Here is a 15327-nt window from a genome sequence, read left to right as displayed (position 1 = left end):
GATCATGAAAAGAATTCGCCTCGCCCTTTTCCTGTCCGGTTCGGTGACCCAGCACAGCCTTGGGAGCTGGCGCCATCCGCTGTCCGCCTCCCAGCACAACCGCTCGCCCTGGGACCGGGTGCCGTTCTGGCTCGACATCGCCCGCTCGGCCGAGCGGGGCGGCTATGACCTCATCTTCTTTTCCGATTCCAACGGCATGAATCTCGGCCATGCCGACCGCCACGACGATGCGGTCCGCTACGCCGCCCAGGCGCCGCGCCTCGATCCGTTGCAGATCCTTCCCGCCATGGCGGCGGTGACCTCGCGCATCGGCCTTGCCGCCACCCAGTCCGTGCTCGCCGTCCCGCCCTTTGTCGGCGCCCGCGCCTGGGCCACCCTCGACCACCTTTCGGGCGGCCGCGCCGGCTGGAACGTTGTGGCGGGGTATTTGAAGAGCGAGGGCCAGAACCTGGGCTATGACGACCTCCTGGCCCATGACGAACGCTACGCCTATGCCGGCGAATACATCGAGGTCTGCAACCGGCTGTGGCAGAGCTGGGACGAGGACGCCATCGTCTCGGACACCGCCGGCAGCACGTTCGCCGATCCAACCAAGGTGCGCGAGATCAATTTCGCCGGCAAATGGTTCCGCAGCCGCGGCCCGGCGCAGGTGCACCGCTCGCCCCAGGGTCGCCCGCTGATCATCCAGGCGGGCCAGTCCCCGGCCGGCCGCGCCTTCGGGGCGCAGAACGCCGACGTCATCTTCGCCATCTGCCGCAGCGCGGCGCAGATGAAGAGTTTTCGCGACGACATGCGCAAGCGCGCCGTCGAGGCCGGGCGCGATCCCGACCGCATCAAGATCCTGTTCGGCATGCAGCCCATCGTCGGGGAGACCGATGAGATCGCGCGCCAGAAGGCCGCCTTCCATCAATCGCTCGTGCCGCTCGAGGCCGGCATCTTCTACCTCTCTGGCCATCTGGGCGTCGATCTGTCCGGCGAGGACCCGGACCGGCCCCTGCGCGCCATCGACGTGCCGGGCGTGCAGGGCATTCTCGACGCCTATGCCGACACCAGCGGCGATGGCGCGGCGCTGACCGTGGGCGAGGCGGCCCAGCGCCACGCCGGCAGCGTCGGCTTTCCTCAGGTGGTGGGCTCGCCCGAGCGCGTGGCGCGCTGGATGCTCGACATGATGGAGGAGGCCGGCGGCGACGGCTTCATGATCTCGCCCATCCACCTGCCCGGATCGGCCGACGAATTCGGCAATCTGGTCATCCCCATCCTCGAGCGCGAAGCCGGCCGCTCCGCCCTCGACCTCGCCGGGCCGACCCTGCGCGAACGCATGATGGAAGAATGAACCGATCCGGCCGCCCGGCGCTCTTGGGTGGCCGCAACGTCTTGACTTCACCGGCCAGCCTTTATAGCTTGGAGAAGAACGGATGTTCTGTTATATAGAACGTATGCCTAGGGAGAAGCGGATTGACTAGCCCGCACGTAAAAGAAACCTCGAAGTCCGACCTGCGGTTTGGCGTCTTCATGCCGCCCTTCCACAATCTGGACGACAATCCGACCCTGGCCCTGCAGCGGGATTTCCAGCTCATGGAGCATCTCGACCATCTCGGCTTCGACGAGGCGTGGATCGGCGAGCATCACTCCGGCGGCCTTGAGATCATCGCCTCGCCCGAGCTGTTCATCGCCGAAGCCGCCGCCCGCACCAAGCGCATCCGCTTCGGCACCGGCGTCGTCTCCATGCCCTTCCACCACCCTTTCATGATCGCCGAGCGGATCATCCAGCTCGACCATCAATTGCGCGGCCGCCTGATGTTCGGGGCAGGGGCGGGGTCCCTCGCCACTGATGTCTATTCCCTGGGCCTCGAGCAGACCGAGATTCGCGCCAAGACCGACGAAGCCCTCGACCTCGTGCTCCGGCTCATGAAGGGCGAGGTGGTCTCCAAGACCACCGACCAGTACGTTCTCCGCGAAGCACGCGCCCAGCTGCGCCCCTTCACCCGCCCGCATCCCGAATTGACCATTGCCTCCACCGGCACCCCCTCGGGTCCCCGCGCGGCGGGCAAATATAATGGTGGGCTCCTGACCCTCGGCATCGCCGCCAAGCCGGGCACCGATTTCCTCGGCGATACCTGGCGCCACTGGTCCGAGGCCTGCGCCGAATACGGCAATACGCCCGACCGGTCGCGCTGGCGCATCGCCGGCCCGGTCCATATCGCCGAGACGCGCGAGCAGGCCCGCAAGGACGTGCATTACGGCATTCGCGACTGGATGAAATATCTGCGCCTGTCGCCGGCCTTCAAGGCTTTCGCCCCCGATATCGGCGAGAAGACCCCCGACGAGATGATCGATGCCTTCCTCGAGACCGGCACGGCGGTGATCGGCACCCCGGACGATCTCATCGCCCATATCGAAAAGCTCTGGGAGCGTTCGGGCGGCTTTGGCTGCTGGCTCGACCTCACGCCCAACTGGGCCGATTTCGCCCAGAAGAAGCGCTCCTATGAGCTGATCGCCAACCATGTGGTGCCGCATTTCCAGGAGATGAATGCCGGCCGCCAGCAATCCTTCGACTGGGCCGAGGGCAAGCGCGAGGAGCTTTATGCGGCCCGGGTCGAGGGCGTGAACCGCGAGATCGCCAAATGGGAACGCAAGTCGGCGCAATAGCCGCCGGTTGGACAGAGCCAGGGACGAGAAAGACGAACGATGACGCGTAAACGGCAAATGCGGCTGGGGCTTTCCATCAGGGGGCTGGGATATCATCTCGCCGCCTGGCGGCATGAGGACATGGACCCCGGCGGGGCGCTCGATTTCCACCATTTCCTCAAATCGGCGCAGATCGCCGAGGCGGCCAAGTTCGACCTCGTCTTCCTCGCCGATTCCGTCGCGGTGCGTCAGCGCGACGAGCCGGCCGGCTCGCTTTGCCGCTCAAGCCAGAACGTCGAGCTCGAACCCATCACGCTGCTCACCGCCATTGCGGCCCGCACCTCCCATATCGGCGTCGTCGCCACCGGCTCGACCAGCTATAACGAGCCCTACCACATCGCGCGCAAATTCGCCTCGCTCGACCATATCAGCGGCGGGCGCGCCGGCTGGAACGTGGTCACCTCATGGTCCGACGAGGAGGCCCGCAACTTCAATCGCGACCAGCATTTCGACTATGACACCCGCTATGAGCGCGCCGCCGAATTCGTCGATGTGGTGGCGGGCCTGTGGAACAGCTGGGAGGACGACGCCTTCGTCCGCGACAAGGCATCGGGCGTGTTCTACGATCCCGCCAAGCGCCATGTACTCAACCATGTGGGCAAGCATTTCAAGGTGCAGGGGCCGCTGAGCTCGGCGCGCACCCCGCAGGGCCGGCCGATCATCTCCCAGGCCGGCGCCAATGATGCTGGCAAGGAGATCGCGGCGCGCTATGCCGACATGGTCTATACCGGCAATGTCGACATCGAGCCGGCCAAGGCCTTCTACGCCTCGCTCAAATCCATGCTGCCCCGCTATGGCCGCCATCCGGACGAGCTCAAGATCATGCCGGCCATTTCGCCCTATGTCGGCCGCACCGAACAGGAGGCGCGCGACAAGTTCGAGGAACTCCAGGCGCTGATCGACCCGGCCATCGGCCTGCAGCAGATTTACCGCCAGCTGGGCGATATGTCGGCCTATCCGCTCGACGGCCCCGTGCCGCCGCCGCCGGCCGATGTCGAGATGGTTTCCGACGCCCAGCGGCTCTACAACATGGCGCAGAAGGACAATCTGACCATCCGCCAGCTTTACGAACGCGTCGCGGCCGCCAGCAGCATGCGCGTGGTGGTGGGCAGCGCGGAACAGATCGCCGACACCATGGAAGAATGGTTCACCCAGGGCGCCGCGGATGGCTTCAACATCTGCCCGCCCATGCTGCCGCACAGCGCAGAGGAGTTCTGCGAGCTAGTGGTCCCCGAACTCCAGCGCCGCGGCCTGTTCCGCACCGAATATGAGGGCACGACCCTGCGCGAAAACCTCGGCGCCGCCCCCCAACCTTTCCCCGCGCCCTAATCCGGCGCCAGGCCGCCATCGACCATGGCGATATAGAGATCGGACAACTCGCTGAGGCTCAGTTTGCCGTCGTCGCTGTACCAGGTGAAGATACCGGTCAGCATGGCGAGGATGGCGAAGGCCATCACCAGCGCGTCGCCCGGCCGGAAGCGGCCTGCGGCCTGGCCGCGGGCGATGATGTCGGCCAGCATCGTCTCATATTGGCGGCGCAGGGCGAAGATTTCGCCGCGATGGGTGTCCGCCAGGCCGCGCAGCTCCATATTGGAGATGAAGATCTCGTCCCGCTTGCCCATGTGGTAGCGGATATGGAAGGCGACGAAGGCGTGCAATTCGCGCTCGGGCGCAACCCCCGCCGGCGCCGCCTCGGCCCAGGCGTCGAGCAATTGCGTCATGTGCTCTCTGAGGATTTCGTAGAGCAGGGCGTCCTTGCTGGGGAAATAGCGGTAGATCGAGCCGGCCTGGATGCCGACCGCCGTCGCGATCTCGCGCAGGGTCACCGCCTTGAAGCCATCCCGCGCGATCAGCGCAATGGCCGCGCGGCGGATGTTCTCCTCGGTTTTCGCCCCGTCTGAACCCACCGTCCGAACCAACTTGGTGTTCCTTCCAACCCGATAGCGCCGCTCACATTGCACTTGCATAGCATCAGGGAGGGGTCTATGGACAATAAACAAACGGTTGACCGTTTCTTTTATCGCGTGTGGAGGCGCCATGCCCGTCCTGCCCAGTGGAGTTGAGGTCCGTTCCCCCCAGTTTGCCGCCAATGCCGCGGCGATGCGTGCGCTGGTGGACCGGTTGCGCGGCGAGCTCGAGAGCGCCGCCATGGGCGGTTCCGCCGAGGCGCGGGCCCGTCACGCCACCCGCGGCAAGCTTTTGGCGCGCCAGCGCATCGATCTGCTGCTCGATCCAGGCACGGCGTTTCTCGAGATCGCGCCGCTCGCCGCCCATGGGCTCTATGGCGGGCAGGTGCATTCGGCCGGCATCATCGCCGGGGTGGGCCGGATACGCGGCCGCGATTGCATGGTCGTTGCCAATGACGCCACCATCAAGGGCGGCACCTATCACCCGATGACCGTCAAGAAGCATTTGCGGGCCCAGGACATCGCCTTCGACAACCGTCTGCCCTGCATCTACATGGTCGATTCGGGCGGCGCCTTCCTGCCGCAGCAGGACGAGATCTTCCCCGACGAGCGCAATTTCGGGCGTATCTTCTACAATCAGGCGCGCCTCTCGGCGGCCGGCATTCCCCAGATCGCCATCGTCATGGGCTCGTGCACGGCGGGCGGTGCCTATGTCCCGGCCATGTGCGACGAAAGCATCATCGTGCGCGACCAGGGCACCATCTTCCTCGGCGGCCCGCCGCTGGTGAAGGCGGCGACGGGGGAGATCGTCACCGCCGAGGATCTGGGCGGCGCCGAGGTGCACAGCCGCCAGTCCGGGGTGACCGATCACTACGCCCATGACGACCACCACGCGATCGGCATCGCCCGCGACCTCGTCGCTGCGGCCAATCTGCCGGCGCCCTCGGGGCGCAACATCGTCCCGCCCCGCGCCCCGCTCTACCCCGAGGAGGAGCTTTACGGCGTCATCCCCTCCGACCTGCGCACCCCCTATGACGTCCATGACGTCATCGCCCGCATCGTCGACGGCTCGCAGTTCGAGGAGTTCAAGGCCCTGTTCGGCACCACCCTCGTCTGCGGCACCGCCCATATCTGGGGCCACCCGGTGGGCATCGTCGCCAATAACGGCGTGCTGTTCAGCGAAAGCGCCCAGAAGGGGGCTCATTTCATCGAGCTGTGCAGCCAGCGCAACATCCCGCTGGTCTTCCTCCAGAACATCACCGGCTTCATGGTCGGGCGCAAATACGAGGCCGGCGGCATCGCCAAGGACGGCGCCAAGCTGGTGACGGCGGTGGCCACCACCAGCGTGCCCAAATACACCGTGGTGATCGGCGGCAGCTATGGCGCCGGCAATTACGGCATGTGCGGCCGCGCCTATTCGCCCCGCTTCATGTGGATGTGGCCCAATGCCCGCATCGCGGTGATGGGCGGGGAAACCGCGGCCTCGGTGCTCGGCATCCTGCGGCGCGAAGGCATCGAGAAGGCCGGCGGCTCCTGGTCGGCGGAAGAGGAGGAGGCCTTCAAGGCCCCGATCCGCGAGCAGTACGAGACCCAGGGCAACCCCTACTACGCCACCGCGCGCCTCTGGGACGATGGCATCATCGACCCGGCCGACACCCGCCGCGTGCTCGGCCTTGCCTTGGCCGCCGGCACCAACGCCCCCATCGAGCCGACCCGGTTCGGCGTGTTCAGGATGTGACCATGACAGACCTGCTGCTCGATCATCGCCAGCCCGGAGTGGCGTGGATCGTCCTCAACCGCCCCGGCAAGCACAACGCCTTCGACGAGCACCTGATCGCCGAGCTCACCGCCACGCTCGACCGGGTGGAGTCCGACCCCGCGATCCGCACCCTGGTGCTGGCCGCCGCCGGTCCCAGCTTCAGCGCCGGCGCCGATCTCGACTGGATGAAGCGCGCCGCCGAGGCCGACCGGGCCGCCAACCACGCCGATGCGCAGGCCCTGGCCGGGCTCATGCGCAAGCTCGACGGGTCCTCGAAGACCACCATCGCCGCCGTGCAGGGCGCGGCGTTTGGCGGCGGGGTGGGGCTGGTGGCCTGCTGCGACATCGCCATTGGATCGGCCAGCGCGAAATTCGCCCTCTCCGAGGTCCGGCTCGGCCTCATCCCGGCCGCGATCAGCCCCTTCGTGATCGCCGCCATCGGGGCGCGGGCGGCGCGGCGCTATTTCCAGACCGCCGAGATTTTCGGCGCCGAGGAAGCCCGCCGCATCGGCCTGCTGCACGAGGTGGTGCCCGATGACCAGTTGCAATCGCACGTCGAAACCGTGCTCGCCGCCCTCGACAAGACGGCGCCGGGCGCGCGCATGGCCGCCAAGCAATTGGTGCGCGACGTCGCCCTGCGCCCCATCACCGACGCGCTCACCGACTTGACCGCCGAGCGCATCGCCGACATCCGCGCCGGGGAGGAGGCCGCCGAAGGGCTCGCCGCCTTCTTCGCCCGCCGCCCGCCCAACTGGACCGCGCCCGGAGACGCGCAATGACCCAGGCCCCCAAGACCGCGCCGCACCGCTTTTCCAGCCTGCTCGTCGCCAATCGCGGCGAGATCGCCTGCCGCATCATCGCCACCGCCCGCCGCATGGGGCTGCGCACCATCGCCGTCTATTCCGAGGCCGACCGCGATTCCCTGCACGTCTCGCTGGCCGACGAGGCGCTGCTGATCGGGCCCCCTTCCGCCCGCGACAGCTATCTGCGCATCGACCGTGTCATCGGCGCGGCGCTGGCCAGTGGCGCCGGGGCCATCCATCCCGGCTATGGTTTCCTGTCCGAGAACGTCGAATTCGCCAAGGCCTGCGATGAAGCAGGCCTCGTCTTCATCGGCCCGCCGGTCGCGGCCATCGAGGCCATGGGGTCCAAATCCGCCGCCAAGGCGCTGATGGCGTCGTCGGGCGTGCCCCTCGTCCCCGGCTATCACGGCAGCGAGCAGGACATCGAAACCCTGAGCCGGGCCGCCGATTCCTGCGGCTATCCGGTGCTGGTCAAGGCGTCGGCGGGCGGCGGCGGCAAGGGCATGCGCATCGCCGACAGCGCCGCCGAACTGCCCGAGGCGGTGGCCGCCGCCAAGCGCGAGGCCAGCGCCAGCTTCGGCGACGATCACGTCCTGATCGAGAAATTCATCACCCGCCCGCGCCATATCGAGGTGCAGATCTTCGGCGACCACCACGGCAATGTGGTCTCCCTGTTCGAGCGCGAATGCACGCTGCAAAGGCGGCACCAGAAGGTGCTGGAGGAAGCCCCGTCCTCCCGCCTCGACGAGAGCCAGCGCGAAGCCATATGCGAGGCGGCCCGCGCCGCCGGCCGGGCGGTGGGCTATACCGGCGCCGGCACGGTGGAATTCGTCGCCAATGACGATGGCTTCTATTTCATCGAGATGAACACGCGGCTGCAGGTCGAGCATCCGGTGACCGAGATGATCACCGGGCTCGATCTGGTGGAATGGCAATTGCGCGTCGCCTTCGGCGAGGCCCTGCCGCTGGGTCAGGACAAGATTGTGCGCCAGGGGCACAGCATCGAGGCGCGCATCTATGCCGAGGACCCGCAAAGCGGCTTCCTGCCCGCCACCGGCACCATCAGCCAATGGCGGCAGCCCGAGCCCGGTCCCGGCCTGCGCATCGACAGCGGCTTCCGCGTCGGCGATACCATCACCGCCAATTACGATCCCATGATCGCCAAGCTCATCGTCAGCGGCGACGACCGTGAGGCGGCCCTCGACCGCATGGCCGCCGCGCTGGACGCCTTCCAGGTGGCCGGCGTCAAGACCAATATCGCCTTTCTGCGGGCGCTGGTCGGCCGGCCCGAGGTGCGGTCCGGCGCCATGGATACCGGCTTCATCGAGCGCGAACTGGCCGACCTCCTCGCGCCGCAAGCCCCCATCGCCGCCGCCGACCTTGCCGCCGCGGCCAGCGCCGTCCTGGCCCGGGAACAAGCCGAGGCGGCGTCCGAAACGGCCTCGCCCTGGAACCGGGGCGATGGCTGGACGCTGGGCGCAACGCGGCGCCGCCGCCTCGATTTCGAGGACGGGACGGAAACCCACGAGGCCGTGCTGCATTATGCCCGCTCGGGGCTGGAGCTCGAATGGGACGGCGCCGTCGCGCCCTTGGGCTGGACCCTGCGCGAGGATGGCCGCATCGACGTCTTTCTGGGCGATCGCAAGGAAGCCATCGGTGCGCTGTGGTCCGAGCGTGTGGTCGAACTGGTCACCCCGCGCGGCCGCCGGCGCCTGCACTGGGTCGATCCCCTCGGCCGGCACGAGGCGGCGTCCGATCCCGCTGGCAGTTTCCGCGCCCCCATGCCGGGTATCGTGCAGCAGATTCTCGCCGAGCCCGGCGCCCGGCTGGAACGCGGCGCCCCGGTGCTGGTCATGGAGGCCATGAAGATGGAGCACACCCTGCGCGCGCCCGCCGATGGCCAGTTGGTCGCCATCAATTGCCGGGTGGGCGATCTGGTGGAGGAGGGCGAAACCCTCGCCGAATTCGAGGCGGACGCGTCATGACCGACAGGGTCCGCATCGTCGAGGTCGGTCCGCGCGACGGTCTTCAGAACGAGGCCGCCCATCTCTCGCCGGAAACCCGCATCGCCTTCATCGAGCGCCTGCTGGCGGCGGGGCTGGAGACCATCGAGGCCGGCAGTTTCGTCTCGCCCAAATGGGTGCCGCAAATGGCCGGCACCGACGCGGTGCTGCGCGGCCTCGGTGCACGGCCTGGCAGGAATTTCCCCGTCCTGGTGCCCAATGAGCGGGGGTTCGACGCGGCGCTGGCCGCCGGGGCCGGGGAGGTGGCCGTGTTCGCCGCTGCCTCGGAAGCCTTCTCGCAAAGAAACATCAACTGCTCCATCGCCGAATCCATCGAGCGCTTCCGGCCCGTGGCCGACAAGGCGCGCGCCGCCGGCATCCGCCTGCGCGGCTATGTCTCCTGCGCGCTGGGCTGTCCCTATGAGGGAGAGGTCGACCCGGCGCGGGTCGTTGCGGTGACCGTAGCGCTACGGGAGCTGGGGTGCTACGAGATTGCGGTGAGCGACACCATCGGGGTCGGCACCCCCGACCGCGCCGCGAGCCTCGTCGAGAGGGCCGCCGACGCCATCGGCATCGAGCATGTCGCGGTGCATTTCCACGATACCTATGGCCAGTCCCTCGCCAATATCTATGCCTCGCTGCAAAAGGGCGTGCGGGTGGTCGACGCCGCCGCCGGCGGGCTCGGCGGCTGTCCCTATGCCGCCGGCGCCAGCGGCAATGTCGCCACCGAGGACGTGGTTTATATGCTCAATGGCATGGGCATCGAAACCGGCGTCGATCTCGAAAAGCTGCTCGACGCCGCCGAATTCGTCGCCGCTGCCATCGGCCGCAATCCGGTGTCCCGCGTCCACCGCGCCCTGCGCCCTGCCGCCTACGCCTGACAGCCCAATCCTGTCCCCGTTCCGGCCCCTTTGCGCCAGCGAAATTTGGCGCAAAGGGGCTGGTTTGCGTTCGAAGCCTGGTTGACAGCCCGTTCGTTTTATAGAACAAATGATCCGTACAAGGAAACTCCAGGGAGGAGATTGTCGATGCTCGCACACAGAGCACTGGTCGCGGCGGCCGTATTTTTCACCGCAGGTCTTGCGCATGCGCAGGATTTCCCTAACCGGACCATCACGCTGGTCGTGCCCTATGCGGCCGGCGGCGGGCTCGATGCGACGGCGCGGCTGATTGCCGAGCCCATGGGCCGGGCGCTCGGCCAGTCGGTCATCGTCGAGAACCGTCCGGGCGCCAATGGCCAGGTCGGCGTGTCGTCGGTGGCCCAGGCCCAGCCCGATGGCTATACCGTGCTGTTTTCCAATGGCAGCCCGATGACCATCACGCCGCATCTGGCCGACATCACCTATGATCCCATCGCCGATTTCGAGCCCATCACCACCCTCATCACCAATGATCTGCTGATCGCGGTGACCGGCGATTTCCCCGCCCAGACCTATGAGGAGTTCGAGGAACTGGTGCGCTCCGAACCCGGCCGCTACCTCTATTCCTCGGCCGGCCTCGGCGGCGAAAGCCATCTGGCCATGGAGCTCTATCAGGCCGCCACCGGCCTCGAGATGCGCCACGTGCCCTTTGCCGGCGACGGCGCCGCCATCCCCAACGTCCTCAATGGCGACGTTCCGGTGATGATCACCGCCTATAATTCCATCCAGCAATATGTCGCCGAAGGCCAGATCCGGCCCATCGTGACCCTGGGCTCCGAGCGCATGGACCGTCTGCCCGATACGCCCACCATGGTCGAAGAGGGCGAGGACAGCCTCGTGGTCGGCGCCTGGTTCGGGGTCTATGCCCCGCTGGGGACCGATGCCGAGATCGTGGCGGCCCTCAACGCCGCCTTCCACGCGGCGCTGGAAGACCCCGCCGTGGTGCAGCGCATCGACGAGCTGGGCATGCGCATCTCCCCCAGCACGCCCGAGGAACTGACCCAAAAGCTGGTCGACGAGAACGCCCGCTGGGAGCAGGTGATCCGGGACGCCAACATCACCCTCGAATGATCGCCGGCCGCTGGGCAGTGTTGTGCTGTCCAGCGGTCCTATAAAGCCCCGCCCTGCCAATATAGCTTTTCAACGCTTTCGGTTGCCCCCTACTATAGTGCGGCTGGCCTGCCGGTTGACATGGCAGGTGGCTGTGGCTAACTCGCTGAAACACGTGTTTCGTTATACGCAGTACTATGGCTGCGGTTTGGCGCCGCAGAAGATGGGGGCTTGCTTGTGACAAAGAAGGACAGGGATCCGATATCCAAGGCGTTGGCGGCGCTCAAATGGCTGGTCGAGGACGACGCGTCCGATGTGGGCGTCCGCGAGCTGGCCAGCGCCCTCAACGTCTCTCCCAGCAGCGCCCACCGCCTGCTCAATGCCCTGGTCGACTCCGGCTTCGTGCATCAGGACCCGGCCACCTCGCGCTATTCCCTCGGGCTGGAGTTCATCCGCATCAGCCGCATCGCGGCCTCGCGCATCACCATCAGCAAGATCGCCCTGCCGCATATGGCCCGGCTGGCCGAAAAATGCGGCGAGACGGTGCTGTTGTGCATCTATGACAGCGAGCGCAAGCAGATGATGTTCGTCGAGGCGCTCGATTCTCCGCATGAGTTGCGGTACATCATCGAGCTCAATAGCTGGAAGCCGGTTTTTGCGGGTGCCTCCGGCCAGTCGATCATGGCCTTCCTTCCCGACGACGAGATCGACGCGATCATCGACCGCGGCGTCTGGGCGGTGACCGACCAGACCCTCACCGATCCCGCCGCCCTGCGAAAAAATCTCGCGGCGATCCGCAGCGCCGGCTATGCCTGCACGCGCGGGCAGCGCATCAGGGGCGCGGTCGGCCTCGGCGCCCCGGTGTACGGCCCCGGCGGTGCGGTGCTCGGCGCCATCTGCCTCACCATCCCCGACCAGCGCTTCGACCCCGCGCAGGAGCAGTCCCTGGCCGAAATGGTCATGGCCTGCGCCCGCGTGGTTTCCAGCGATATCGGGACCGGAAGCTGACCGCTCCCGGCCCCTGGCGTCAGAAATACGACCACAGCGCCGCGCCCGAGAGCTCCGCGGACGGTCCGTCATAGACCATGCGGCCGGCCTTGAGCACATAGGTGCGGTCGGCCAGGCGCAGCAGCATCTCCACATTCTGGTCGATGATGAGGAAGGTGGTGCGCAATTCGGCGTTGAGCTGGCGCACGATCTCGAACACGTTCTGCACCAGCACCGGCGCCAGCCCCGTGGAGGGCTCGTCGAGGAGGATGATCTTGGGCCCCCGCGCCAGCGCCAGCGACAGGGCCAGCATCTGCTGCTGCCCGCCCGAGAGCGAGCGCGCGAACTCGGCCTGCTTCTCCCTCAGTATGGGGAAGATCTCGAACAGGCGCTCCTCCGACAGCCCCTGTCCGGTCGCCGCCGAGCGGGCGAGGCGCAGATTGTCCGCCACGCTCATTTCCCCGAAAATGGCCTTGCCCTGCGGCACGAAGGCCAGCTGGCGCCTGGCCATGCGGTCGGCGCGCTCGCCGGTGACGACCTCGCCGCCGAGCTTGACCGTGCCGCTCTCGGCGGCTTCGAGACCGCAAATGGCGCGGAACAGCGTCGTCTTGCCCGCCCCGTTATGGCCGACCAGGCCGACGATCTCGCCCTCGGAGATTTTGATATCGACGTCCTCGAACGCCGTCACGGCGCCGAAGCGCACCGTGAGCTTGTCGACCTCAAGCATGGCCAGCCCCAAAATAGATTTTCGTCAGTTGCGGATCGGCTTCGATCTCGGCCGGTGTGCCCGAAGCGCGCACGCGGCCCTCGGCAAGAAAGAACACCGTCTCGCAGGCGCCGCGCACCACGTCGAGATTGTGCTCGACGAGGATGATCGTATGGCCCTGCTCGCGCAGCCCGATGATCTGTTGCAGCACCTTTTCGCGCGAGGTGGGGTCGATGCCCCCGGTCGGTTCGTCCAGCATCAGGATGCGCGCCCCCGAGGCGAGAAGGCACGCCAGCATCACCGACCGCTGGTCGCCATAGGACAATTCGCTCGCCTTGCGCTCCCCCAGATGCGCCACCCCGACCTTTTCGAGAAAGCCGTCGGCCTCGGCCCGCATCGCCGCCTTTTTCCGGCCCGTGCTCATGAGCGCCGGGATGAGGTGGTGCGACACGGCGGGCAGGGCCACCATGACGTTTTCCCGCGCCGTCAGCGCGTGAAAGAGGCGCATGCGCTGGAAGCCGCGGGCGATGCCCATCCGCGCCACCTTGTGCGGCCGCAGCCCGGTGATGTCCTGCCCGTTGACCAGCACGCTGCCGGCCGTGGGCTTGATGAGGCCGGTGATCATGTTGAACACCGTGGTCTTGCCCGCCCCATTGGGCCCGATCAGCCCGGTGATGCGCCCTTCCTCGAAGGAACAGGTCACCCCGGCCACCGCCTTCTTGCCCCCGAAGGATTTTTCCAGGTTCTTGAGTTCGATCATGTCAGCGCGCCCTCACAAGGCCGGTCGGCCGCAGGAAGCAGAAGCCGATGATGATGAGCCCGTAGAAAATCTGCCGCAGATTGCCCAGCACCTCGCTGGGGAAGGGAAAGAAGCGGAGCAGTTCGGGCAGGATGATGAGCAGGGCCGCCCCCGCCACCGGGCCCCACAGCGTCCCCATCCCCCCGATCAGCACCATGGAGAGGATCAGCACCGAGGCGTGCACGTCGAAGGTGAGGGGATCGATGAAGGTGTAGTAGGAGCCATAGAGCGCCCCCGCCAGCCCCGCCACGCAGCCGGCGATCACGAAGATCTTCACCTTGGCGGCGACGACGTCCTTGCCCAGCGTCTGCGGCACGATCTCGTCCTCGCGGATCGCCTTGAGCAAGAGCCCGAACGGCGAGCGCACCAGCACCGAAAGCGCGATGAAGATCAGCACCGCGATCAGCGTATAGGCGATGAGGAAATCCAGCGGCCGCGTCAGCGTGAAGCCAAGGATGCTCGGCTGGGGAATGCGGTGCAGGCCGGCGCTCCCGCCGGTGATGCCGTCGAGATTGACCAGCAGGCTGTAGAACACTTCCTGGATGGCGAAGGAGGCCAGCACCAGATAGTCGCCGCTGACCCTTAGCGAGGGCAGGCTGATCGCCGCGCTCACCAGCGCCGAAGCGCCCAGCGCCACCCCGACCGCCGGCAGGAAGCCCCAGCCGAAGGCCTGCATGGTGAGGGCCGCCCCATAGGCGCCGATGCCGAAGATCGCCGCATGCGAGATGGTGAACAGGCCCGTATAGCCAAGAAGAAGATCGAGGCTCATCGCCAATATGGCAAAGAGCGAGACCGTGACCAGAATTCCGATGATGTATGTTGCCATTACATGCTCGATTGTATCAGTCGACGTCCAAGCAGGCCGGTGGGGCGAACCAGGATGATTGCGAGGAAAAGCGAATAGGTGAACGCGGCCTGCCAGCTGCTGGGGATGAAATACAGCGCGACGTTCTCGACGAAGCCGATGAGGAAGCCGCCGATGGCCGCGCCCAGCATGCTGTTGATGCCGCCCAGGAACAGCGACATGGCGCCGATCAGCACCACGGGCAGGCCGATATAGGGCGATACCCCGGTTCCCGACAGAAGCAGCATCACCGCCGCGATGGGCAGGATGGCCGAGCCGAAGGCGACGCAGGCCATGCGGATCGGGCCCGTGGCGATGCCCTGGAGCTGCATCAGCTCCTCATCGCCGATCAGGGCCTGCACCTTGCGGCCGAAATCGGTGCGGTAGAGCACGAACAGCGCCAGCCCCACCACCGCCACCGCGATGATCGGGGCGAGGAGCTGGGCGCGCGAGATCACGATGCCACCCGCGATGATCGGTCCGCCCACATCGACCAGCAAGGTCTTCTGGGAGGGCCCGAACAGGATCGAAAGCAGGTTTTCCCCCACGATCGTCACCCCCAGCGAGGCCATGACGATCACCAGCATGCTGGCCCCGCGCCGGCGCAGCGGGCCGTATATGCCGGCCTGGCAGCCCAGCCCCCCGAGCGTGGCGAAGACCACACCGGCGAGGATGGCCGGGAGGAGGCCTATCGTTGTCGCCAGGGCGACAACGATAAGCGCCGAGCCTGAATACACAGCTCCCTGCGCGAAATGCCAAACCTTTGTGGTTGCGAAGATCAGCGCAAACGAAAGTCCGAACAGGGCGAAGATCGACCCCGCATAGATCCCGTTGACGGCGAGCTGAAGAAACAGGTTCATT

At 66.8% G+C, this 15327-nt stretch carries 14 protein-coding genes; 9 read left to right on the top strand and 5 right to left on the bottom strand.

Features of this window, described 5'->3' with window-relative positions:
- The first annotated feature begins 4 nt into the window (after positions 1 to 4).
- From DVH29_RS00865 to DVH29_RS00855, 3 genes are all read left to right on the top strand, one after another.
- The gene (locus tag DVH29_RS00865) at positions 5 to 1333 is read left to right on the top strand and encodes an NtaA/DmoA family FMN-dependent monooxygenase (protein WP_158541511.1); all 1329 of its coding nucleotides are present in this window, start codon (positions 5 to 7) and stop codon (positions 1331 to 1333) included.
- Positions 1334 to 1455: 122 nt separating this feature from the next.
- The gene (locus tag DVH29_RS00860) at positions 1456 to 2649 is read left to right on the top strand and encodes an LLM class flavin-dependent oxidoreductase (protein WP_147275967.1); all 1194 of its coding nucleotides are present in this window, start codon (positions 1456 to 1458) and stop codon (positions 2647 to 2649) included.
- Between the two features lie 39 nt (positions 2650 to 2688).
- Positions 2689 to 4017, top strand: a complete 1329-nt coding sequence (locus DVH29_RS00855; RefSeq protein ID WP_114644253.1) for an LLM class flavin-dependent oxidoreductase — start codon at positions 2689 to 2691, stop codon at positions 4015 to 4017.
- On the opposite strand, the gene DVH29_RS16150 is transcribed toward DVH29_RS00855, so the two are convergent.
- Positions 4014 to 4607 (bottom strand): TetR/AcrR family transcriptional regulator, encoded by a 594-nt coding sequence (locus DVH29_RS16150; protein ID WP_158541510.1) that lies wholly within the window; start codon positions 4605 to 4607, stop codon positions 4014 to 4016. The two genes, DVH29_RS00855 and DVH29_RS16150, sit on opposite strands and share 4 nt — an antisense overlap.
- A 118-nt stretch (positions 4608 to 4725) precedes the next feature.
- Between DVH29_RS16150 and DVH29_RS00840 the strand changes: the two genes are divergently transcribed.
- The 6 genes from DVH29_RS00840 to DVH29_RS00815 all read left to right on the top strand — a co-directional run bounded on the left by DVH29_RS00840 (position 4726) and on the right by DVH29_RS00815 (position 12138).
- On the top strand, positions 4726 to 6333 hold the full coding sequence (locus DVH29_RS00840) for a carboxyl transferase domain-containing protein (protein WP_114644252.1): 1608 nt from the start codon (positions 4726 to 4728) through the stop codon (positions 6331 to 6333).
- A 2-nt stretch (positions 6334 to 6335) separates the two neighbouring features.
- Complete coding sequence (locus DVH29_RS00835; RefSeq protein ID WP_114644251.1) at positions 6336 to 7133, top strand: enoyl-CoA hydratase-related protein; 798 nt, start codon at positions 6336 to 6338, stop codon at positions 7131 to 7133.
- Positions 7130 to 9142: an acetyl/propionyl/methylcrotonyl-CoA carboxylase subunit alpha gene (locus DVH29_RS00830; RefSeq protein WP_114644250.1), complete on the top strand. Its 2013-nt coding sequence runs from the start codon at positions 7130 to 7132 to the stop codon at positions 9140 to 9142. The genes DVH29_RS00835 and DVH29_RS00830 overlap by 4 nt, the downstream gene beginning before the upstream one ends.
- Positions 9139 to 10041: a hydroxymethylglutaryl-CoA lyase gene (locus DVH29_RS00825; protein ID WP_114644249.1), complete on the top strand. Its 903-nt coding sequence runs from the start codon at positions 9139 to 9141 to the stop codon at positions 10039 to 10041. Before DVH29_RS00830 ends, DVH29_RS00825 begins: the two co-directional genes overlap by 4 nt.
- Positions 10042 to 10188: 147 nt before the next feature.
- A complete protein-coding gene (locus DVH29_RS00820) occupies positions 10189 to 11151 on the top strand; it encodes a Bug family tripartite tricarboxylate transporter substrate binding protein (RefSeq protein ID WP_114644248.1) in 963 nt (320 codons plus the stop codon).
- Positions 11152 to 11367: 216 nt separating this feature from the next.
- Entirely contained in the window at positions 11368 to 12138 is a 771-nt protein-coding gene (locus tag DVH29_RS00815; RefSeq protein WP_147275965.1) for an IclR family transcriptional regulator, read from the top strand.
- 19 nt (positions 12139 to 12157) lie between these two features.
- On the opposite strand, the gene DVH29_RS00810 is transcribed toward DVH29_RS00815, so the two are convergent.
- Genes DVH29_RS00810 through DVH29_RS00795 form a run of 4 tightly spaced genes read right to left on the bottom strand, consistent with a single transcriptional unit; the run spans position 12158 to position 15326 of the window.
- The gene (locus tag DVH29_RS00810; protein ID WP_114644246.1) at positions 12158 to 12844 is read right to left on the bottom strand and encodes an ABC transporter ATP-binding protein; all 687 of its coding nucleotides are present in this window, start codon (positions 12842 to 12844) and stop codon (positions 12158 to 12160) included.
- Positions 12837 to 13583 carry an ABC transporter ATP-binding protein gene (locus tag DVH29_RS00805; RefSeq protein ID WP_114644245.1) on the bottom strand — a complete coding sequence of 249 codons (747 nt, stop codon included), beginning with the start codon at positions 13581 to 13583 and terminating at the stop codon, positions 12837 to 12839. The genes DVH29_RS00810 and DVH29_RS00805 overlap by 8 nt, the downstream gene beginning before the upstream one ends.
- 1 nt (position 13584) lies before the next feature.
- Entirely contained in the window at positions 13585 to 14448 is an 864-nt protein-coding gene (locus tag DVH29_RS00800) for a branched-chain amino acid ABC transporter permease (protein ID WP_114644244.1), read from the bottom strand.
- On the bottom strand, positions 14448 to 15326 hold the full coding sequence (locus DVH29_RS00795; RefSeq protein WP_114644243.1) for a branched-chain amino acid ABC transporter permease: 879 nt from the start codon (positions 15324 to 15326) through the stop codon (positions 14448 to 14450). Before DVH29_RS00795 ends, DVH29_RS00800 begins: the two co-directional genes overlap by 1 nt.
- Position 15327: the final 1 nt, after the last annotated feature.

Source organism: Pelagibacterium lacus (assembly GCF_003345525.1).
Taxonomy (GTDB): Bacteria; Pseudomonadota; Alphaproteobacteria; order Rhizobiales; family Devosiaceae; genus Pelagibacterium; species Pelagibacterium lacus.
This window is presented reverse-complemented; position numbering and strand designations above follow the sequence as displayed.

What these genes read in the sequence shown, in the direction of transcription:
- DVH29_RS00800 (WP_114644244.1), bottom strand. Translation starts at nt 14,448, where the DNA reads ATGGCAACATACATCATCGGAATTCTGGTCACGGTCTCGCTCTTTGCC.
- DVH29_RS00835 (WP_114644251.1), top strand. Translation starts at nt 6,336, where the DNA reads ATGACAGACCTGCTGCTCGATCATCGCCAGCCCGGAGTGGCGTGGATC.
- DVH29_RS00820 (WP_114644248.1), top strand. Translation starts at nt 10,189, where the DNA reads ATGCTCGCACACAGAGCACTGGTCGCGGCGGCCGTATTTTTCACCGCA.
- DVH29_RS00855 (WP_114644253.1), top strand. Translation starts at nt 2,689, where the DNA reads ATGACGCGTAAACGGCAAATGCGGCTGGGGCTTTCCATCAGGGGGCTG.
- DVH29_RS00830 (WP_114644250.1), top strand. Translation starts at nt 7,130, where the DNA reads ATGACCCAGGCCCCCAAGACCGCGCCGCACCGCTTTTCCAGCCTGCTC.
- DVH29_RS00805 (WP_114644245.1), bottom strand. Translation starts at nt 13,583, where the DNA reads ATGATCGAACTCAAGAACCTGGAAAAATCCTTCGGGGGCAAGAAGGCG.
- DVH29_RS00865 (WP_158541511.1), top strand. Translation starts at nt 5, where the DNA reads ATGAAAAGAATTCGCCTCGCCCTTTTCCTGTCCGGTTCGGTGACCCAG.
- DVH29_RS00795 (WP_114644243.1), bottom strand. Translation starts at nt 15,326, where the DNA reads ATGAACCTGTTTCTTCAGCTCGCCGTCAACGGGATCTATGCGGGGTCG.
- DVH29_RS00810 (WP_114644246.1), bottom strand. Translation starts at nt 12,844, where the DNA reads ATGCTTGAGGTCGACAAGCTCACGGTGCGCTTCGGCGCCGTGACGGCG.
- DVH29_RS00840 (WP_114644252.1), top strand. Translation starts at nt 4,726, where the DNA reads ATGCCCGTCCTGCCCAGTGGAGTTGAGGTCCGTTCCCCCCAGTTTGCC.
- DVH29_RS00825 (WP_114644249.1), top strand. Translation starts at nt 9,139, where the DNA reads ATGACCGACAGGGTCCGCATCGTCGAGGTCGGTCCGCGCGACGGTCTT.